Annotated in this window: 21 protein-coding genes; 13 read left to right on the forward strand and 8 right to left on the reverse strand. The window is 61.7% G+C overall.

Translation table 11 applies throughout. The annotated features are described in order from the left end of the window. The first annotated feature begins 87 nt into the window (after nucleotides 1-87). The gene (locus tag L2D14_04180) at nucleotides 88-318 is read left to right on the forward strand and encodes a helix-turn-helix domain-containing protein (GenBank protein ID WNK00625.1); all 231 of its coding nucleotides are present in this window, start codon (nucleotides 88-90) and stop codon (nucleotides 316-318) included. A 65-nt stretch (nucleotides 319-383) separates the two neighbouring features. After that, on the forward strand, nucleotides 384-1,121 hold the full coding sequence (locus L2D14_04185; GenBank protein WNK00626.1) for a dienelactone hydrolase family protein: 738 nt from the start codon (nucleotides 384-386) through the stop codon (nucleotides 1,119-1,121). Nucleotides 1,122-1,124: 3 nt separating this feature from the next. Here L2D14_04185 and L2D14_04190 read toward each other — a convergent pair whose 3' ends face one another. Next, nucleotides 1,125-1,910 (reverse strand): alpha/beta hydrolase, encoded by a 786-nt coding sequence (locus L2D14_04190; GenBank protein WNK00627.1) that lies wholly within the window; start codon nucleotides 1,908-1,910, stop codon nucleotides 1,125-1,127. 138 nt (nucleotides 1,911-2,048) lie between these two features. On the opposite strand from L2D14_04190, the gene L2D14_04195 reads away from it, so the two are divergent. The 3 genes from L2D14_04195 (at nucleotide 2,049) to L2D14_04205 (ending at nucleotide 4,792) form a co-directional block, all read left to right on the forward strand. Continuing rightward, nucleotides 2,049-3,143, forward strand: coding sequence for a PA0069 family radical SAM protein (locus tag L2D14_04195; protein WNK00628.1), 1,095 nt, complete (start codon nucleotides 2,049-2,051; stop codon nucleotides 3,141-3,143). Nucleotides 3,144-3,235: 92 nt separating this feature from the next. Further along, nucleotides 3,236-4,102: a hypothetical protein gene (locus L2D14_04200; protein WNK00629.1), complete on the forward strand. Its 867-nt coding sequence runs from the start codon at nucleotides 3,236-3,238 to the stop codon at nucleotides 4,100-4,102. 177 nt (nucleotides 4,103-4,279) lie between these two features. After that, nucleotides 4,280-4,792, forward strand: a complete 513-nt coding sequence (locus L2D14_04205; GenBank protein ID WNK00630.1) for a hypothetical protein — start codon at nucleotides 4,280-4,282, stop codon at nucleotides 4,790-4,792. A gap of 3 nt (nucleotides 4,793-4,795) precedes the next feature. Here L2D14_04205 and L2D14_04210 read toward each other — a convergent pair whose 3' ends face one another. Then, nucleotides 4,796-5,998: a hypothetical protein gene (locus L2D14_04210; protein WNK00631.1), complete on the reverse strand. Its 1,203-nt coding sequence runs from the start codon at nucleotides 5,996-5,998 to the stop codon at nucleotides 4,796-4,798. A 138-nt stretch (nucleotides 5,999-6,136) separates the two neighbouring features. On the opposite strand from L2D14_04210, the gene L2D14_04215 reads away from it, so the two are divergent. The 6 genes from L2D14_04215 (at nucleotide 6,137) to L2D14_04240 (ending at nucleotide 12,187) form a co-directional block, all read left to right on the forward strand. After that, on the forward strand, nucleotides 6,137-6,619 hold the full coding sequence (locus L2D14_04215) for a GFA family protein (GenBank protein WNK00632.1): 483 nt from the start codon (nucleotides 6,137-6,139) through the stop codon (nucleotides 6,617-6,619). A 97-nt stretch (nucleotides 6,620-6,716) separates the two neighbouring features. Beyond that, nucleotides 6,717-8,336 carry a cation:proton antiporter gene (locus L2D14_04220; protein WNK00633.1) on the forward strand — a complete coding sequence of 540 codons (1,620 nt, stop codon included), beginning with the start codon at nucleotides 6,717-6,719 and terminating at the stop codon, nucleotides 8,334-8,336. Further along, complete coding sequence (locus tag L2D14_04225) at nucleotides 8,329-8,976, forward strand: ribonuclease HII (GenBank protein ID WNK00634.1); 648 nt, start codon at nucleotides 8,329-8,331, stop codon at nucleotides 8,974-8,976. The genes L2D14_04220 and L2D14_04225 overlap by 8 nt, the downstream gene beginning before the upstream one ends. Nucleotides 8,977-9,174: 198 nt before the next feature. Beyond that, nucleotides 9,175-10,140, forward strand: coding sequence for a hypothetical protein (locus tag L2D14_04230; GenBank protein ID WNK00635.1), 966 nt, complete (start codon nucleotides 9,175-9,177; stop codon nucleotides 10,138-10,140). Nucleotides 10,141-10,166: 26 nt separating this feature from the next. Continuing rightward, nucleotides 10,167-10,787, forward strand: a complete 621-nt coding sequence (locus tag L2D14_04235; protein WNK00636.1) for a hypothetical protein — start codon at nucleotides 10,167-10,169, stop codon at nucleotides 10,785-10,787. A 308-nt stretch (nucleotides 10,788-11,095) separates the two neighbouring features. Beyond that, nucleotides 11,096-12,187, forward strand: a complete 1,092-nt coding sequence (locus L2D14_04240) for a site-specific DNA-methyltransferase (GenBank protein WNK00637.1) — start codon at nucleotides 11,096-11,098, stop codon at nucleotides 12,185-12,187. 71 nt (nucleotides 12,188-12,258) lie between these two features. Here L2D14_04240 and L2D14_04245 read toward each other — a convergent pair whose 3' ends face one another. From L2D14_04245 to L2D14_04260, 4 genes are all read right to left on the reverse strand, one after another. Next, nucleotides 12,259-13,110 (reverse strand): glutaredoxin domain-containing protein, encoded by an 852-nt coding sequence (locus L2D14_04245; protein WNK00638.1) that lies wholly within the window; start codon nucleotides 13,108-13,110, stop codon nucleotides 12,259-12,261. A gap of 77 nt (nucleotides 13,111-13,187) precedes the next feature. After that, entirely contained in the window at nucleotides 13,188-14,063 is an 876-nt protein-coding gene (locus L2D14_04250) for a hypothetical protein (GenBank protein ID WNK00639.1), read from the reverse strand. 179 nt (nucleotides 14,064-14,242) lie between these two features. Then, nucleotides 14,243-14,701 (reverse strand): hypothetical protein, encoded by a 459-nt coding sequence (locus L2D14_04255; protein ID WNK00640.1) that lies wholly within the window; start codon nucleotides 14,699-14,701, stop codon nucleotides 14,243-14,245. A 154-nt stretch (nucleotides 14,702-14,855) separates the two neighbouring features. Beyond that, nucleotides 14,856-15,269, reverse strand: a complete 414-nt coding sequence (locus L2D14_04260; GenBank protein ID WNK00641.1) for a universal stress protein — start codon at nucleotides 15,267-15,269, stop codon at nucleotides 14,856-14,858. Between the two features lie 145 nt (nucleotides 15,270-15,414). On the opposite strand from L2D14_04260, the gene L2D14_04265 reads away from it, so the two are divergent. Next, nucleotides 15,415-16,623, forward strand: a complete 1,209-nt coding sequence (locus L2D14_04265; protein ID WNK00642.1) for an amino acid permease — start codon at nucleotides 15,415-15,417, stop codon at nucleotides 16,621-16,623. Nucleotides 16,624-16,637: 14 nt separating this feature from the next. Here the strand turns inward: L2D14_04265 and L2D14_04270 are convergent, their stop codons facing one another. Together L2D14_04270 and L2D14_04275 are read right to left on the reverse strand one after the other, a co-directional pair. Further along, nucleotides 16,638-17,075, reverse strand: coding sequence for a CBS domain-containing protein (locus L2D14_04270; GenBank protein ID WNK00643.1), 438 nt, complete (start codon nucleotides 17,073-17,075; stop codon nucleotides 16,638-16,640). Nucleotides 17,076-17,166: 91 nt separating this feature from the next. Next, nucleotides 17,167-17,628, reverse strand: a complete 462-nt coding sequence (locus L2D14_04275; GenBank protein WNK00644.1) for an Lrp/AsnC family transcriptional regulator — start codon at nucleotides 17,626-17,628, stop codon at nucleotides 17,167-17,169. Nucleotides 17,629-17,772: 144 nt separating this feature from the next. Here L2D14_04275 and L2D14_04280 point away from each other — a divergent pair, with 144 nt between their 5' ends. Then, nucleotides 17,773-18,300, forward strand: coding sequence for a TIGR01244 family sulfur transferase (locus tag L2D14_04280; protein WNK00645.1), 528 nt, complete (start codon nucleotides 17,773-17,775; stop codon nucleotides 18,298-18,300). The last annotated feature ends 7 nt before the right edge of the window (nucleotides 18,301-18,307 follow it).

Genomic DNA, 18,307 nt, shown 5'->3' on the forward strand with positions numbered 1-18,307 from the left:
GTCAGAAATTTATAAACATCAATACTTGGATATCTAAAATTTCTGTCATATAAGAAACTTTTCTGAGACATGGTGGAGGAGAGATTCATGCTCTCGAAACCGTTGCTGACGATCCATGAAGTCGCCGCGCTCTTGAAAATGCGCGAAAGCACCGTGCGCGCCTGGATTAACGACGGCCAGCTTAGGGCCATCAAGTTCGGCCGCGACTGGCGTGTCGCGCAGCGTGACCTCGAGGCCTATCTCGATGCCCACGCCAACCGCCAGCCGGAACCGGGCGAGACGCCGCAGCCGGACACGGGCGATATATCGGAAGTGTGACGACTTCCGGGATGACGAAGCCGGTTCGAGCCACTAACCTCTCGGCGCAACAAGGAGAGGACTTCATGCCTGAACAGATCATCGATATCGAAACCGCCGACGGCATCATGCCGACGTTCACCTGCTGGCCGGACAAGAATGATGCCGGCGACGGCCCGTTCCCGGCTATCGTCTTTTACATGGATGCGCCGGCAATCCGCGAGGAGCTTTACACCATGGCCCGGCGGATGGCGGAAGGCGGGTACTTCGTCATTCTGCCCGATCTGTTCTATCGCTTCGGCACCATCCGCTTTCCGTTCCGCAGCCCGAAGACGGCCATCGTCTGGAAGGAAATCATGCGCAACCTTTCGAACGCGGACATCGTCAGCGATACCCGCGCCCTGCTCGACTACATGAACGGCGAGGCGATCGTCAAAAAAGGCGCGAAGGCGAGCATCGGCTATTGCATGAGCGGGCGCTTCGTGACCGCCGTGGCCAGCGCATACCCGGACGATTTCGCCGCCAACGCCTCGCTCTACGGGGTCGGCATCGTCACCGCGCAGGACGACTCCTCGCACTTCGGCATCAAGGACATCAAGGGCGAGATGTATTACGGGTTCGCTGAAACCGACGGCACCGTGCCGGCCTATGTGCTGCCGACGCTGACGGCGGAGCTGGACAAGCACGGCACCGATTACGTGCTGGAAGTCCACCCCGGCACCAGTCACGGCTTCTGCTTCAAGTCGCGCGACGATTACGACGAGGCGGCGGCGGAAAAGGTGCACGCGCACTTCATGGACATGTGCCGGCGCAAGCTGGGCTAGGGCTTATTTCAAAAGCGCATCGATCGCGGCGTAGAATTCATCGGTGCCGGTGACGCCGTTATGGCTGGCGCCCGGCGAATCGACGAAGCTGGCGTCGATGCCGCGCTTTTTCAGGCTTTCGATGTAGTCGCTTGCGATAACCGGAAAGGTGTTGCTGTCGTGTGACCCGGTCACGGCGATGACGCGCGCCGTTTGCGGCACATTATCGGCGAACTCGTGCGGCGACTGGCTGAGCGTCCAGTTGTTCCGGCCGCGCCGCATGACACGCCAGTCGGGGACATGACAGGGGCAGGCGGCGAGCACGGCGGCATCGGCGAGACCGGGAAAGCGGCCGAGGATGATGCCGGAAATCGCCGCGCCGCCGGAATGCCCGACGAGGACAACGCGCGATACGCCGTGAAACGCCTTCAGTGCTTCAACCGCGCCGGCGACCGCGGCGACGATTTTCGGCCGGTAGCCGTCGCCCTCGCGGCGATAGCTGGTGCCGGTCGATTTGTTGCTGTAGCTGTCGAAATAACCGGGCCGGATGAGGTTTACGGCAACGGCGCCGTCCTTGCCGTAGCGGTAGGCGGTTTTGGCCAGATAATCAGACGGGCCGCCGCGGGACCCGTCGCCGTGAATGAAGACGATCATGGTTTTCGCCCCGGCGTCGGCGCCGTAGGTCGCGATGACCAGGCATTCATCCGCGACCCTGACGCGGGTCAGATTGTCGGCATCGCAGTCAGCGGCGTGGGCGGGGCGAGCAAACAACACCAGCACGGCACAAAAAATCACGATGATGCGGGTCATGAGCGGGCTCCTTACCATTCATGGTTGTCTATCTATAGGCGGATGGGATGGAAAAAACCAGTGCCGTGGGTATGGGCCGGTTCGCCTGCCGGCATATAATGTTCTTTATTTGTTCTCATGATGCGGTTAGTCTTCCGCATGGTCGATATTATCCAGGATCAGGCAAAAAAGGGACGCGGCGCGGTCTCCAACCGCTCCGGCCGGTTCGAGCCGACGACGGCGGTCCGCATCGACGACGGCTGGTCGACGCCCGAAGAACTGGCGCGCGAGAAACTGCGCACAACCGTCACCGACGAGCATCCGAAAACGATCATCGCCACAAACGCGTCCCCGGACATTCCGTTTGAGCGCTCGATCAATCCGTACCGGGGCTGCGAGCACGGCTGCGTTTATTGTTACGCGCGGCCGACGCACACCTATCACGGCCTGTCGGCGGGTCTGGATTTCGAAACAAAGCTGTTCGCCAAGCCGGACGCGGCCCGGCTTCTGGAGGACGCGTTCCGCAAACCGGGATACACGCCGAAGACGGTCCAGCTCGGCGCCAATACAGATCCGTATCAGCCGATTGAGCGCCAGCGGCGGATCACGCGGGGCGTGATCGAGGTCATGGCGCGCTACCGGCATCCGCTCGGCATCACCACGAAATCCGATCTGGTGGTGCGCGATATCGATCTGCTGGCGCCGATGGCCGCCGATGGGCTGGCGGCGGTCGCGGTGTCGCTGACGACGCTCGACGCCCGGCTGGCGCGGACCATGGAGCCGCGCTGCCCGCGCCCGGAAAAACGCCTCGATGCGATCCGCCGCCTCAGTGCCGCCGGCGTGCCGGTGGCGGTGATGACGGCGCCGCTGATACCCGGGCTGAACGATCACGAGATCGAGGATCTGCTGGCCGCCGCGAAGGACGCCGGTGCCGTTGCCGCGGAATACATCATGCTGCGCCTGCCGCTGGAAATTCACGAATTGTTCGAGGAATGGCTGGCGGCGCATGTGCCGGACCGCGCCGCCAAGGTGATGTCCCTGGTGCGCGGCACGCGGGGCGGCAAGGTCTATGACGCGACCTGGGCTGAGCGCATGCGCGGCACCGGGGTCTATGCCGACATGATCTCGTCGCGCTTCAGGCAGGCTCGCAAGCGTTTCGGCTTCACGCACAACGCGGCGAGCGGTTTCAGACAGCGCACCGATTTGTTCATCCGCCCGCTCGGCACACTGGCACAGCCGTCGCTGTTCGACTGATTTCCCCTCACCCTGGGGAGAGGGGCCGCTATTGAAGTGTCGGCATAAGTGTCTCATGCTTTGCCTCCCGCCGATCCGTCAGGAGCCCGCCGTTGACCTTGCTCGTCGCCGCCATGGTTATCGCCAGCGCGTGCATTCACCCGTTCTGGAATCTGCTGATCAAGGGCGACCAGGACCGCGCCGCATCTTGGTGGCTGTTCACCATCATGCTGTCGGCGATCGGCGGCGTCGTCTGCCTGCTGCGCGGCGCCGACGTCATGAGCATCACCGCCGTGCTGCCGTTGCTGGCGATATCGATCTTCGGTCAGTATTTCTATGGCCTGACGCTGATCCGCATTTACCGGCACGGCGATCTGTCGGCGTATTATCCGATCGTCCGCGCCTCGCCGGTCGGCGTGGTGATCCTCGGCTTCATGTTTCAGGGAAACAGTTACGGCGTGCTGGTGCTGGCCGGGGTCGCGCTCAGCGTTATCGGCGGGTTCTGGCTGCAGAAACAACCCGGGCGGCGGCTGCTCGACGATCCGCTGACGCTGTTGCTCGCGGTGACGTGCATGATGTCGACGGCAGTCTATTCCATCGTCGATTCCCAGGCCGTCAAGATCGTCGCCCCGGAAGTGCTGTTCTTCTGGGTCGAGACGAGCATGGTGCTCGGTTATCTGCCGGCGTTCTGGTTGCTGGGCGAGAAGGGGCTGGTGGTGCGGGCGGCCGGGCTGATGCGCGCCAGACCTTTCCGCCATCTGGCGGCGGGCGGTCTCGCCTATGCGTCCTACATGCTCATTCTCGTCGCCTACAGCTACGGCGGCGATGTCGCGGCGGTAACGACGGTGCGCCAGCTTTCGATACCGGTGTCGGTGCTGCTGGGCGGCATGGTGCTCAAGGAAGTTCTGCTGGGCCGCCGCCTCGCCGCCTCGCTTCTGCTCGTCTGCGGCATCGTGCTGGTGGTCCTGGGCAGCGCCTGAACGGTGCCATCACTTTCTTAATGGCCCCCTCACCTAACCTCTCCCCCCGAGAGGGGGAGAGGGATTGGAGGACTGTGTGTTTCGACAGGGTCTCTCTCCCCTGCGAAGTGGGGGAGAGGACAGGTGAGGGGGATATCGCCACTGCCCCGCGTTCTTGTGATCGGATATACTTCGCCGATGATGCGATTCGCCTTCCTGCCCATGCTTATGTTCGCGCTATTGCCCGCCGATGCGCGCGCGCAGGCGACCAGTCTCGACGATGTGCCGATTGCCTGGGGCGAGGCGGACGAGCGCCACACCACCGTCTGCGCCAAACGCTGGCACGCGATCCGCATCCGCGACATCCGCACCCGCGCCGTGGAGATGGGGCTCGGCGCCGAAGCGCAGATCGAACAGGAAAGCCGCGCCATCTTCAACGGCGGCGCGGACTGCTTCACCGGGCAACTGGTCTATCGCCCGGTGCAGCACGCCGACGTCATTCTTGGTGCCCGCACATGGGTGCAGGTGATCGAGCGCGATGGCCCGGTCGCATGCTTCGACGGGCTCAAGTGCCGCTGGGACATTCAGGTGCAGAACTTCGTCGAGGCGAAGGTTGTCGTCGACGGCAAGGCGCATCCGGATACCGTCTATGTGGCGACGCCGCGCCCGGTGCAGCCGGCGCGGATCGTGACGCCCGCAAAGGAGCAATAAGTCTCAGGCTGAGGTATGGCGGACGTTCGGCAGTCGCATGGCGTTGAACAGCGCCAGCAGCGAGGCGACGCTGGCGATCTCCAGCGAGACCCGGTAATCGCCGGTCAGGTCGAAAAACCAGCCGCCGGCAATCGGCCCGATCAGGCCCGCGGTGCCCCACGCCGTCAGCAGCACGGCGAAGTTTCGGCCGTAGCTTTCGGGGCCGAGAAAAATCGAAACGGCCGACGGATAAATCCCTGCCGTCATGCCATAGGCGACGCCGGCCATGGCCATGGCGATGACCGCGCCGTCGCCGTTCGGGTTGGCCAGCACGACGACGAAACCGAGGAGCCCGGTCAGGTGCGAGATACCGGCGACCGAGCGTACGGCGACATGATCGCTGAGCCAGCCCGACGCCAGCCGCCCGGAGGCATTGCCGACGCTGAGCAGGGTGACGCCGAGCACGGCGGCCTCGGCCATGCCGCCGAAGTGCGTGATGATCGTCGCCGCGTGGCCGATCGACATGGTGCCGGCCAGCGCGCCGAGAAAAAATCCAGGCCAGCAGATGCCCATGATGTTGCTGTCGGCGGGGCCTTTCGAGTTCATGCGCTGGCGCGGCAGATGCACACCGCTGAGCGCCAGCAGGGCCATCGCGACGATACCGGTCGCGGCGACGCAAAGCGCCAAAAGCCAGAAGCTGGCGCTGACACCGAGCGCGCTGACGCTTATCTCCAGCAGGTAGGCGGCGACGACGCCGCCGGCGGCGAACGATGAGATGACAAGCCCGTTGGCGAGGCCTGCACGGCCCGGCATCGCCGCCAGCCCGGCCTGTAGCACGACGTTGTAGCTGAGCCCGCAGCCGAGGCCGAACAGCAGGCCGTAACCGATGACCACCGACAGATAACCACCGCCCATGGCGGCCAGCGCCAGACCGCCGGCGCCGCACGCCAGCCCGAACAGCGGCAGCAGCGCCGTCTTCATGCGGCCAAAAGCGAACGGCACGATGTAGTTGCCGGCGGTGAAGCTGACGATGGCCAGCGCGAAGACGATGCTGACGTCGGTCCGAAGAATGCCGAGATCGCGTTCCAGTCCGGCGATGAAGACGCTCCACGCATACAGCGAGCCGAACACCATGTTCAGCATCACGGCGGCGGCGAGGGCGAGAAGACGGCGTTTCCCGGTTGCGGAGGCGACAGGGGCCAGCGTGGTATTCGGGGTGTCGGTCATGTGCTGCGTTTTAAAGGTCCGGCGCCGAAGTGACACGTGAAAATTTATCGAAACGGTGAGAGCCGATGGCGACGCAGCGGACTTCCGTCACTATAATGTGCCGTTGTAGCGATTTTGAAACGGAACAGGGAGGCGATCATGCTTCTTAACGGATCGTGCGCCTGCGGCGCCGTTACCTTCACGGTCGAAACGCCGGCCCCGCTGCCGTACAGCCGCTGCTACTGTCCGGACTGCCGGAAAACATCGGGCGGCGGCGGCTTCACCGTTTGGATGGTGGCTTTGGCGGAGACGCTCGAGGTCGAGGGCGAGGAAAACCTCGCCGTGTATGCGCACGAATGTCCGGACGGCAGAGCCTCCGTCGAGGGTGGGGGCCGGCGGTTTTGCAAACACTGCGGCGCGCACCTCTGGTTTTTCGACCCGCGCTGGTCCCGCGACATGCACCCGTTTGCGTCCGCCATCGATACGCCGTTGCCGGTCCCGGCGAAGACCGTCGAAAACAACACCGCGTACAAGGCGTCATGGGTGCCGCTGCCCGAGGGCGAGGCGCATGAAATCTACGAACAGGCCTGTAGCGTCGGCATGATCGATTGGCACAAACGGAACGGCTTTTACGAGGCATGAAATAACCGCAGTCATTGCCGCCCCGTGCCGCAGCGTTTGCGGGCATGCGGTCTGAAATGTGGGGTGCGCGCACCGGGGCGTATGTTATGTTGGACGCATGGAAGCTGCACATCATGTCGACCTGACCGGGATCGCGATTGTCGCACTTGGCGCGCTGGTGTTCGGTTTCGTTCTCGAACGCCTGCGCCAGCCCGCCATTGTCGGCTATATCGTCGCCGGGGTCGCGCTCGGCCCCGCCGGGTTCGGGCTCGTCAACGTCCGTGACGGCATCGAGGTGCTCGCCGAGATGGGCGTCCTCATGCTGTTGTTCATCATCGGTATGGAACTGTCGCTCAGGGCCTTCATGCGCATCTGGAAGATCGCCGTGTCGACGACGCTGTTCCAGATCACGGCTTCGACGGCGGTGACGCTGGGGCTGTCCAGGCTGGCCGGATTCCCGTGGGAACTGGCCGTCCTGCTGGGCTTTGTCGTCGCCATGTCGTCGACGGCGGTGGCGATCAAGATCCTCGACGACATCGGCGAACTCAGGAGCAGTGTCGGGCAGATCACGGTCGGCGTGCTGATCGCCCAGGATATCGCCGTGGTGCCGATGATGCTGACCGTCGGCGCGCTCGGCGGCGACGGCTTCAAGTATTCGCAGATTCCGGTGATGATCGGCTCGGTGGCGTTCCTGATCGGACTGATCCTGTATGCGTCCCGGGGCCGCAAGATCCACCTGCCGTATGCCGACAAGATCGCCGAGAACAAGGAGCTGGCGCCGCTGGCGGGGCTCGCGTTCTGTTTCGGCTGGGCGGCGATTGCCGGTCTGATCGGCCTGTCGGCGGCGTATGGCGCGTTCATCGCCGGACTGATCATCGGCAATTCGCAGGCCCGTCACGCGATGCTGAACAGCGTGCTGCCGATCCAAAGCGTCCTGATGATGGTGTTCTTCCTGTCGATCGGGCTGCTGATCGACCCGGCATATATGTGGAACAATGCCGGTGTGGTGGCGATGCTGTTCCTGATGGTGACGGTGTTCAAGACCATCATCAATGTCGGCTTCCTGCGGTTTCTCGGCCAGCCATGGTCGACGGCGTTTCTGGCCGGCATCAGCATGGCGCAGATCGGCGAGTTCTCGTTCCTGCTCGCCGTCGTCGGGATCGCGTCCGGTGTGCTCGACGAGGAAGGGCGCCGGCTGATCGTCTCGGTGACGGTGCTTTCGCTGGCGCTTTCGCCGTTGTGGGTGTTCACGGCCCGGCGTCTGCATCTGCTGGCGAGCTATGGCGTGACCGAGGCACTGGACCTTTTGAAACTGGTCTATGGGCCGGAAACCGAGGCCGTGGCGCTGGCCGCCGAGAAGGCCAGCAGCAAAACCCAGCGCGGCTTGCGGATTGCTGCGCTGAAGGTACGCAAGTTGCGCCGCAAGCGGAAATCGACACGCACACCGGTGATCCGGGGCAAGACCGCGGCCCCGCCCGAAGCGGCGGCAGAAGTGCCCGAAGCGGCGGCAGAAGTGCCCGAAGCGGCGGCAGAAGTGCCCGAAGCGGCGGCAGAAGTGCCCGAAGCGGCAGGTGAAACGCCCGAAGCGGCGGCGGCATCTGAAAAATCCGCCCGAAAAAAACCTGCGGCCAAGAAAACCGCGGCCAAGAAAACCGCGGCCAAGAAGCCCGCCCAGAAGAAGCCCGCCCAGAAGAAGCCCGCCCAGAAGAAGCCTGTCACACCCAAGGGCGATGCCTGAAGCAGGTCCGGATCTGAGGTGCGAACAGGCGGCCTGGGGCGCCGGGCATGTCCGCGTCGCGGGCGTCGACGAGGCCGGGCGCGGCCCGCTGGCGGGCCCGGTGGTGGCGGCTGCGGTGGTCCTCGACCGTGCCGTGCTGGACGATCCGCTGTGGCGCGCGCTGGACGATTCAAAACGTATGCGCGCCGCCGCCCGGGACCGGCTTTTCGATGAAATCATGGCCACGGCGCAGGTCGGCGTCGGCATCTGTAATGTTGACGAGATCGATCTGCTGAACATCCTCGGTGCCACCATGAAGGCGATGGCCGATGCCGTGCGCGCTCTTGATCCGGCAGCGGATTATGCGCTGATCGACGGTAACCGGCTGCCGGTGCTGCCGCTCGAGGCGGCCTGTATCGTCAAGGGCGATCAGAAATCGCTCTCCATCGCCGCCGCGTCGGTGATCGCCAAGGTGACGCGCGACCGCATCATGGCCGATCTGGCCGTGCGCTATCCGGGCTACGGCTGGGAACGCAACGCCGGGTACGGCACGGCGGAACATCTGGCGGCACTGCAGAGCCTCGGCGCGACGCCCGCGCACCGCAGAAGCTTCGCGCCGGTCAGGGACGCATTGGCGGCGTCGCATCCGCCGCCGCGCTGAGATACGTCTCGTCCCGCGGAAAATAATATGAGCAGTGCCGGGTTTTGTTTTCCGTAAAACCCTCGCGAAAGCGAAGGTGCGATGCCTTGAGAAACCGCATCATCACCCGGATGACCGGTATTAACTTCCCTTTCCGCAGGTAATTTGTATAATCTCAATGATTGTATACGCACAGAGAAAATCGCCTTGGGGGCCGCCATGTCGCTCGAAGCATTTGCTGACGCAACGCGCCGGAAATTCGGCAGTGACGACATTGCCCCGAAGCACCTTGTCGAGATGGCCCGATGGCTCTCCGAACTCCTTTTAAAGAACGAGAAAACGGAAATCCGGGGTTTGATGCTTGGAGTGGGGCTGCATTTGCCTTGGCCCTCCAGTTTCAGAGAATTATTTGCTTACGGGCTTGAAGTTCCACCTGAAGGTATCCGTCCTCTAAAGCTGACAGTACTCGCCAGTCGCTCGGATGCCGGTATCGACTCCGACGAGATTGCACCAGTAGAAAGAGTCCCTTCGGTACGCGGTGCCCTCGACGCCCTGTTGGGCAAAGAGGCAGCGGAAGTGGCCGGGGAATTGAATGTGCTGCCCGTGTCCCTGGGCTTCCGTCATGCGAACCCGGGCGACAGGTTGATAAACGCGACAAGCGGACGCATGGGGCCTCATGTGCAATGGGGATCGGGCCGGCAAGGTTTTTTGACGGCAGGACATGTGGCGCAATCCGTCGGGACGCAAGTTACGGACGATCAGGGCGGACCGCTTGGCACAGTGGTCTGGTCCAACGATCCGGCTCTAGTATTATCGGGGCAAGGTGACATCGACGCCGCATTGGTGGAGTTTCAATCGGGTTTCCGTGCGAGGACCGGCCGGACGTCCGTCGTTCCGGCGGCGCTTGATGTTCTGACAGTCGAGGGCAGTTATGCGCGCGCCGCGTTGTTCGGCAAGTTCGCGCATGTTTCCCTGGGTAATGCCCTGGCCTGTTATGCCGATTGCTACGCGACCGAGAGGTTAATTACGCAACCCGGTGACTCTGGCAGTTTGGTAGAAGTTAACGGCGGAATCGCCGGCACGGTGATCGGTGGTTATATCCGCCGCGATATGACGCTGATCCAGGATATTGATTATCAGTTAGGTGTAATCGCGTCCCGGGCCGGATTGTCGGTTTCACTGTAAATCGGATCAGAACAAGGAGAGAGGTTATGTATATCGCCGCCGACGGAATATCGAACGACCTGCCCCCCGATGTGCTGTCTTTGAAGACGTCTGCAGCCTTGATGGCCGCCGGACCCGATCGCGGCACAACGCATGGCGGTGAAATGTCAGCGATGGCTCAGGGGCCGTCCGTAAGCGAATCCGCGCTCGACCGATGGGACGTTCAATCCCATCAGTACACGACCAAGGCCGAGGTCGAGACCAGCATCCTCGGACGGCTTTTTTCCGGAAAGGGAGGGGGATCGCATCACGGACTTGTGCAAGAAGCGAAACGCTTTTGCGTCATAGAGTCCGAGGAAGGCCGGAAGGTCGAGTACGGCACAGCCGTACGTTTGTCCGTGGCGGTGCTTGCCACTGAATTTGAAGCTTCGTTGACGCTGCCGAACATTGCCGCGACGACACAACTCACCGATGTGCGTGCACGTATCGCGCTGTCGGTCGCCGGATATTCCGGCCCGCTGGGGGAACTCTTGCCAGCGCCGGATAATCTCAATGTCGAAAACCTTGCGGTTTATACCACCGCATTCAAGGCGATACAGGCCAAGGTGTTCGGCGCCAGTGGGATCGACGGCATTTCTCCGACATTTCTGGGTTACTATGACCTCTAGGACCCGCCGTCAACTTAGCCGGTAAGGAATCGGTGTTGCGTTTGAATCGGCGCTCGCGGAATCAATCCGCGCAACGATGTGCATGAAAAAAGCTGTGGGCGGCGTCTGGGAAGTGGCCGGTCGTAACATGTTCCTCAAAAATATTGCTAAGGGCGTTTGTGCGCCGCGTCGCGGATCATCCGGCCGTATGCTATATCTTGTCCCGTTAACCATTATTAATTTCAATATATAGCTTGCGATTCATCTTCTAAGTCATTGAATCCATTTAATAGTTGACGGCGAATCCCCGGTGACTCAGGATGCGCCGCATGGGCAGAGATACAAAAAACAACTGGATCAACAAGATCCATGTCGGGGATTGCATTGACCTCATGAACGGCTTGCCGGCGGCGAGTATCGACATGGTGTTCGCCGATCCGCCATACAATTTACAGCTTTCCGGCGACCTGATGCGCCCGGAAAACCACAAGCGCGTCGACGCCGTCGACGATGCCTGGGACCAGTTCGACAGCTTCAAGGCCTATGACGATCTGACGCAAGGCTGGCTCAAGGCCGCGCGCAGGGTACTGAAGCCCGACGGCACGCTGTGGGTCATCGGCAGCTATCACAATATTTTCCGGGTCGGCGCGACGCTGCAGGATATGGGCTACTGGATTCTCAACGACGTGGTCTGGCGGAAGTCGAATCCGATGCCGAATTTTCGCGGCCGCCGCTTTACCAACGCGCACGAAACCATGATCTGGTGCGCGCGCGACGAAAAAAGCAAATACCGCTTCAATTACGAGAGCATGAAAGCGCTGAACGACGATCTGCAGATGCGGTCCGACTGGCTGTTGCCGATCTGTTCGGGCGGCGAACGCCTGAAGGGCGAAGACGGCAAGAAAGCGCATCCGACGCAAAAGCCCGAAGCGCTTCTGCACCGGGTCATCATGGCGTCGACGGAAGTCGGCGACACTATCCTCGATCCGTTTTTCGGCACCGGCACCACGGGTGCGGTGGCGAAACGGCTCGGTCGCAATTATGTCGGTCTGGAACGGGAGAAAAGTTACGTGGCCTACGCAGAACAACGCATTGCCGAAGTCAAGAAACTGGCCACGGACGAAATGCTTAATTCGCCTTCAAAACGAGACGAGCCGCGTGTGCCGTTCGGCTGGCTGGTCGAACGCGGCATGCTCGAGCCGGGTACCGTACTGACCGATGCGCGGCGCCGCTACAAGGCGCGGGTACGCGCCGACGGCACCCTGATCTCGTCCGATTTCAAGGGCTCGATCCACCAGGTCGGCGCCAAGGTTCAGAACCTGCCGGCGTGCAACGGCTGGACGTTCTGGTGCATCGACGCCGAGGGCGGCACGGTGCCGATCGATGTCCTCAGACAGAAGCTCCGTGCCGAGCTGCACTGATACGCCGTTGGTGCTGACGCATTTGACGGCGGGATGTGGCCGCACCGCCGGGTGAGAGAGCGTTCCCCAGCTCAACTTTCTTTTACATCGCCGTCGTAAGAGGCTTCGTCGAACGAGCGTTCGTTGTCCCAGACGTTTTTCGGCAACGGCAGGCCTTCGAAATCGGCATCGTCGAGCGGCCCGTCCGGTTCGATCCCCAGCTTCTCGCGCAGCATCAGCATGATCTGACGGGTATGCTGGCCGGAATGCCAGCCGGTGCGTTCCAGAACCTCGTGCAGGCTGACCTCGCCGTAATAAACTTTGCCGGGTTGTTTGAAATCGGTGCCGGTGCCGTCACGTTCCCACCACTCGGCGAAACGCTGGCGGTTAGCCGCACCGTAATCGAGCAGGTCCTGTTTTGTCGCCATCTCGTCGGGCAGGACCGAAAGCAGCGCCTCGTAGGTGTAGGGCGTATCGTGTTCGACGCGGTCCAGGAACACTTTGGGGATGTCGAACACATGATAGACGAGCTGGCGGTACGAACGGGGCCGGCCGGGCAGGATCACGTCGAGCTTGTCGTCGGGGATTTGCTGCAGATAGCGGCCCGCGGCATCGAGGATCATCAGCACCTTGTCCTTCAACTGCTCGGGCGTGAGCATTTTGTGGCCGCCGTATTCGAAACCGGCGACCTTGGCAACGTCGCGAAATACCGCGCCGTTGGCCCACACCGGGCCGCGCGCGACGATCGGCACCAGACGCACACCCAGCGCTTCGAGTTCCCGGAAACCCTGTTCGTCGTCAAGCACGTTGACGGACTGAAAGGGGACGCCGTGCTCAAGCAGAAATTCCTTGGTTTTCAGGCAACTGGAACAGCCCGGCTGCCAATAGACCTTGAGCGGCAGGGCGAGATTTTCCGGCGTACCGGCGGCGTCGAGCTGGCTCATGGTGTGTCTCCCGTTATCTGTTGTTTTTATTTACTTAGGGTGGGCGAGACGCGATGTCATCACCTGAACATGGATTTTCAGGTGCGGCGTCGTTTGCCGACAAGCATGGCCGCGGCCCCGGCGATAAAACCGATCAGTGACAGGATCATGCTCGTCCTGAACCAGGCATCGGCGCGGTACTGTTCATGCAGGTTCGCCCTGGGATACCCGACGACACGCCAGTACGACCCGGGAATGTCCACAGCCGCCTTGATGCGCGCTTGTTCGTCTTGCGTCAGATTGATGTCGCGGCGTGCGGATATCTTGTCGCGCGCGCCGAGGCTGTTGACCTCCAGCAGATACGGCCGCGCGGTGTTGATGATCGCCAGTTGGTGTCCGGCACCCTGATTCGCCTGCAAAATGCTGCGCAACGCGGTTGGAAAGAAACTGACGAAAAACACGCCCTTCACGTCGTCGCCGTCCATCCACGGCGCCATGACATCGAAATGATAATTGTTGGCCTGCGGATGAATGACGGTCCGGTAATCGGCGCCGGCGCCGGTTGGGCTGGTCAAATGGCCCACGTATTCGCGAATGCTGTCGACGCATGCCGTGCCGACGAAGCCTTCCAGATCGTCGATCAGGTCATTGCCATCACGGTCGGCAATGGTGAACGTGAAGTATCCGGGGAACCGCTGGCGCAGGCTGGCGGCGATCCGATGCCGCAATTCTGCATCGTTGGGCGTGTCGGCAAGCGCGTTCAGGCGCGCCGGGTTCTCGTCAGCGAACTGCTGCACCAGTTTCTGGCGGTCGGCGAGATGGCGTTCGATCTCCTGCGCCGCGTCACGGACCTCTGCGGCCAGAATTTCATTATCCCGTTCAACGCTGGCGCGGATGTCCTGCAGCGTGCCATAGACCGTCAAGCCGCAGGCGATCAGAAACAGTGCCGCGATAACCGAGAGGTATAGCCGCAAACGCCCCTGCTTTGTGCTGCTCTCCGGAGTCACGGCCTGCCTGGAAATAATTTCTGCATAAGCCGCTTATAGCGGCTGGCGGGGAACGGGTAAACGTGGCGCATATTGAATTACCGCATGGTCTCGTGTGCCCGGGACTGAGATCGGCCCTGAGATCGGCCCTGATTTCAGCTCTGATTTCAGCTCTGGGGCTCGGCCCCGGCGATGATCCGCTTCGCATAACCGACGAGCATCGTATGATACTCGGCGCGCTGGCTGTCGAGGGGGTCTTCCTCGGCCCAGCTCAGCCGCTTTGCCCATTCGCGCATGGTGACGATCCAGGGATCGGTGAATTCCATCGCCTGACAGATCGCCAGGACTTCGGCGATCTCGGCCTCGTGCACGTAATCGTCCGCATGGACCATGCGCATCAGTTCCAGCCCGGCGATGACGCGCGTGCTGTGGCTGTCGAAATGACTGACGTTGATGTCGGCGAGGATCGCTTTCATGTCGACGTCGAAGGCGATCTGCATTTCCAGACACAGTGCATCCAGCGCCGCGTGCTCGTCGGCGGAGTCCTCGCCGTCGGCCTGGGTGACCCGTTGCGCGAGGACCAGAAAGGCGCGCTTTTGATGCTCGTTCAACTGCTCGAGAAACATGATGACCGTGTGCCCGTTTCATCCTGCGGTTCGTGATGCGGGCCGCCTGACGCGACACGACGACATTCACCACCCCGCAGAATGTTAACCGCGGAGACGGCGCCGTTGAAGAAAAAATCCGCGGCTTGCCCCGGACACATACCGGGGCCGGATGCTATCGCACGATAAAGACCGACAAGTCCGTGTGCGTCGCCAGCGTGCCGGCATGCGAGGTAAAGAAAAAATCCATTATGCCGGGCTTGTGCGACGACATCACCACAAGATCGGCGCCGATCTCGCTGGCCGCTTCAACGAGCCTGTCTTCCAGATCGACCGCCGGGTCGTGCGAGACGACGGTTTTCGTCTGCACCCGGATGGCGTGCCGATCGGTCAGGCTGTCGGCGAACGTGTGCAGTTTTGCCGTCAGTTCCGCCGGGCTGTGCGCCGCGCGTCCCGGCGCGGCAGCGGTGACACCGACGAGGTGCATCGTCGCGTCGTAGTGGGCCGCCAGATCGCAGGCAACATCGACCCCGCGCTGAACGAGGTCTTTGTGGGCGAGATCGACGGGCACCATGATCGTTTTGAACATATCCTTCTCCCTTCCATTCTTATGTCTGTTCAAAGGGGCAAGCATGATATCGGCTGTTTTTGCGCCGGACATTGATATACGTCACCCACAGATTCGCTGCGCAGGTTATAGTCGACGCCGATGCAAAAAATTCGTAGAAGTGCCGATGGCCGAGCTTAACCGTTCTCTATCGCTGCCTCTGGTCGTACTTTACGGTCTGGGCGTCACCATCGGTGCCGGGATATATGTGCTGCTGGGGGCGGCCGCCGGGCGCGCCGGTATTCATGCGCCGGTGGCGTTCGTGCTGGCCTCCGTGGTCATGGCCTTCAGCGCGGCGTCGTTCGCCGAGCTTTCGGCGCGCTTCCCGGTCAGCGCCGGCGAGGCGGCCTATGTCCGCGCCGGATTCAATTCAGGCACACTGTCGGCGATCGTCGGGTTTCTGGTGATCCTGTCCGGCACCGTGTCGTCGTCGGCGATCACCGTCGGCAGCACCGGATACATCCGCGAGTTCATCGATGTGCCGGCGCCGCTGCTGGTCGTCGCGATCGTCCTCGCCCTGGGCGGCATCGCCGCCTGGGGAATCATGCAATCGGTGCTGTTCGCCAGCCTGTTCACGATTTTCGAGGCGGGCGCGCTGCTGGCGATCGTCTTCGTTGGCATTTATCAGGACCCGGCAATCCTGGCGGAACTGCCACGCGTATTCCCGCCGCTGGGCGACGCGGCGGCGTGGGCCGGTATCTCGAGCGCCGGGTTGCTGGCATTTTTCGCCTTCATCGGCTTCGAGGACATCGTCAATCTGGCGGAGGAGGTGAAAAACCCCGAGCAGACGCTGCCGTGGGCGATTTTCCTGACGCTCGGGCTCGGTACGCTGATCTATTTCATGGTCACGGCAGTGGCGATCCTGTCGGTGCCGCTGGATGAGCTGGCGGTATCGCCGGCGCCGCTGAGTTTCGTGTTCGGCCACATCACCGGGGCTTCGCCGGTGGTCATCACGCTAATTGCCATTGTCGCCACGCTGAACGGGGTCATCATCCAGATCATCATGGCGTCCCGGGTTCTTTACGGGCTCGGCAAGCAGGGCAGTGTCCCGGCGCTGTTCGCAAGGATCGATGCCCGCACACGGACACCGTTGATCGCAACGGCGGCGGTGACAGGTCTGGTGCTGGTGCTGGCGTTGACGACGCCGTTGGAAAATCTCGCGGAATGGACATCCGGCATTGTTCTGGTGATCTTCACGCTGGTGAACATGGCGTTGTTCATCATCAAGCGGCGCGGCACGCCCGCCCCGGAAGGCAGCTTCACGGTCTACATCTGGGTGCCGGTCATGGGGGTCGTGACGTGCCTGATCTTACTGGCCAGCGGCCTGTCCGGCTGAACCGGTACGCTGCGTCAGATCGATTCCCACAGCTTTCTTTCGAACTCGAATTCCTTTTCGTAATCGCCGAGTTCCTCGTTCGGGAAATCACGGATCGACACGACGCCGTAGCCTTCATCGCCATCCTTGACGACGACAATATGGCGGATGCCGTGCTCGCGCATGTGGCGCACCGCCTCGATACCCGTTTGTTCGCAATGCAGGCAGATCGGATTTTCCGTCATCACCTCGGCGATGCAGGTTTCAAGCGGGTCCAGCTTCGGCTCCAGAACGTCGTTGAAAAGGTTCGAGCCCGTGAAAATGCCCTTCAGTTCGCCGTCGGCACCTAGAATGACCGCCGCGCCGACATGGTTGCGCTGCATGCGCTTGACGGTATCGGCGACACTGTCACTGATGGACGCATGGACAAGTTCCTGACGTGCGACGATATCCTTCAGTTTTCGGTTTGGCATGTATCTTCACTCCGCTCCCCCGCCCGCGATCCGGGCGGTTTTGTCGTATGGTAATAGTATGACACGCAGGGGTTGCGATAAATGACCTGGATCAATCCGCCGGTTTCAAGGGCAGTACCGTCGTGTACTTGATCTGTTCGATCGCGAACGTCGAGCTGACATCCTTGAGTTTCGCGGCCGCGATCAGCTTTTTGTAGAACGCGTCATAGGCATCGATATCCGGCACGACGACACGCAGCAGATAGTCGACCTGCCCGCTCATACGGTAAAATTCCACCACTTCGGGGAACCCGTTGACCGCGCTGTGGAACTGATCCAGCCATTCCGGGCTGTGTTCGGGGGTGGTGATGGCGACAAAGGCGGTCATGTTCACGCCGACCTTGCGCGGATCGAGAATCGCCACGCGGCGCTGAATGACGCCGTCATCCTCAAGCTGTTTTATACGATCCGCGCAGGTTCTTTCATCGATGCCGGCCTGTTCCGCGACGTCATGTGCGGAAAGGGCAGCGTTGGTCTGCAGAATCTCCAGGATTTTCGTATCGGTATTGTCCATTTTTCATGCATTCCTGTGTGACATGTGGCGCACAAGGCTGGAAAATCAAATCCAGTCTAGTGGTGTCGCCGCAAAGGTGAAACACATAAGATGACGGCGCAGCGGAAAGGCGGCGGCGTAAATAGAACAAGGAACCCGAGAAGCGTGCTCGAAAACGTCAGCATAACACCTGAATTCACGATCGGCCCGCAGGTGACGAGCGAGGATTTCGACGCCCTTCGCGCCGCAGGTTTCGCATCGGTGCTTAACCTGCGGCCCGACGATGAAATCGGCACTTATCTGCTTTCGCACGATGCCGAACGGCTTGCGCACGCGAACGGTCTCGCATACGCACATAGCCCGACGGAAGGCCACGAGATTTTCGAGCCCGACGTCATCGACCGGTTCGAGCGCGCGGTTATCGATCTGCCGGCGCCGATTTTCGCGCACTGCAAGAGCGGCATGCGCGCAGCGATATTGTGGGCGCTCGCCGCAGCGCGACATCGCGACGTCGAGGACGTAATCGCCACATTGCAGGCGGCCGGTCAGGAGCTTGATTTTCTCGAGGACGAACTGCGCGAATCCGCCCGGGAAGTGAGCCGCTCGCCCTTCCGCCTGAAAGATGACGCGTTGCTGAGCCTTGGCCGTTCAAACCTGTTCGGCGGGCGCCGGGCCGGCGATGACAATCAATAACACCGGC

This window comes from Thalassospiraceae bacterium LMO-JJ14 (genome assembly GCA_021555105.2).
In the GTDB taxonomy this organism is placed as follows: domain Bacteria; phylum Pseudomonadota; class Alphaproteobacteria; order Rhodospirillales; family Casp-alpha2; genus UBA4479.

Excerpts from the sequence above, each read along its gene's own strand:
- L2D14_04180 (WNK00625.1), top strand. The coding sequence starts at position 88 with ATGCTCTCGAAACCGTTGCTGACGATCCATGAAGTCGCCGCGCTCTTG.
- L2D14_04185 (WNK00626.1), top strand. The coding sequence starts at position 384 with ATGCCTGAACAGATCATCGATATCGAAACCGCCGACGGCATCATGCCG.
- L2D14_04190 (WNK00627.1), bottom strand. The coding sequence starts at position 1,910 with ATGACCCGCATCATCGTGATTTTTTGTGCCGTGCTGGTGTTGTTTGCT.
- L2D14_04195 (WNK00628.1), top strand. The coding sequence starts at position 2,049 with ATGGTCGATATTATCCAGGATCAGGCAAAAAAGGGACGCGGCGCGGTC.
- L2D14_04205 (WNK00630.1), top strand. The coding sequence starts at position 4,280 with ATGATGCGATTCGCCTTCCTGCCCATGCTTATGTTCGCGCTATTGCCC.
- L2D14_04210 (WNK00631.1), bottom strand. The coding sequence starts at position 5,998 with ATGACCGACACCCCGAATACCACGCTGGCCCCTGTCGCCTCCGCAACC.
- L2D14_04215 (WNK00632.1), top strand. The coding sequence starts at position 6,137 with ATGCTTCTTAACGGATCGTGCGCCTGCGGCGCCGTTACCTTCACGGTC.
- L2D14_04220 (WNK00633.1), top strand. The coding sequence starts at position 6,717 with ATGGAAGCTGCACATCATGTCGACCTGACCGGGATCGCGATTGTCGCA.
- L2D14_04225 (WNK00634.1), top strand. The coding sequence starts at position 8,329 with ATGCCTGAAGCAGGTCCGGATCTGAGGTGCGAACAGGCGGCCTGGGGC.
- L2D14_04230 (WNK00635.1), top strand. The coding sequence starts at position 9,175 with ATGTCGCTCGAAGCATTTGCTGACGCAACGCGCCGGAAATTCGGCAGT.
- L2D14_04235 (WNK00636.1), top strand. The coding sequence starts at position 10,167 with ATGTATATCGCCGCCGACGGAATATCGAACGACCTGCCCCCCGATGTG.
- L2D14_04240 (WNK00637.1), top strand. The coding sequence starts at position 11,096 with ATGGGCAGAGATACAAAAAACAACTGGATCAACAAGATCCATGTCGGG.
- L2D14_04245 (WNK00638.1), bottom strand. The coding sequence starts at position 13,110 with ATGAGCCAGCTCGACGCCGCCGGTACGCCGGAAAATCTCGCCCTGCCG.
- L2D14_04255 (WNK00640.1), bottom strand. The coding sequence starts at position 14,701 with ATGTTTCTCGAGCAGTTGAACGAGCATCAAAAGCGCGCCTTTCTGGTC.
- L2D14_04260 (WNK00641.1), bottom strand. The coding sequence starts at position 15,269 with ATGTTCAAAACGATCATGGTGCCCGTCGATCTCGCCCACAAAGACCTC.
- L2D14_04265 (WNK00642.1), top strand. The coding sequence starts at position 15,415 with ATGGCCGAGCTTAACCGTTCTCTATCGCTGCCTCTGGTCGTACTTTAC.
- L2D14_04270 (WNK00643.1), bottom strand. The coding sequence starts at position 17,075 with ATGCCAAACCGAAAACTGAAGGATATCGTCGCACGTCAGGAACTTGTC.
- L2D14_04275 (WNK00644.1), bottom strand. The coding sequence starts at position 17,628 with ATGGACAATACCGATACGAAAATCCTGGAGATTCTGCAGACCAACGCT.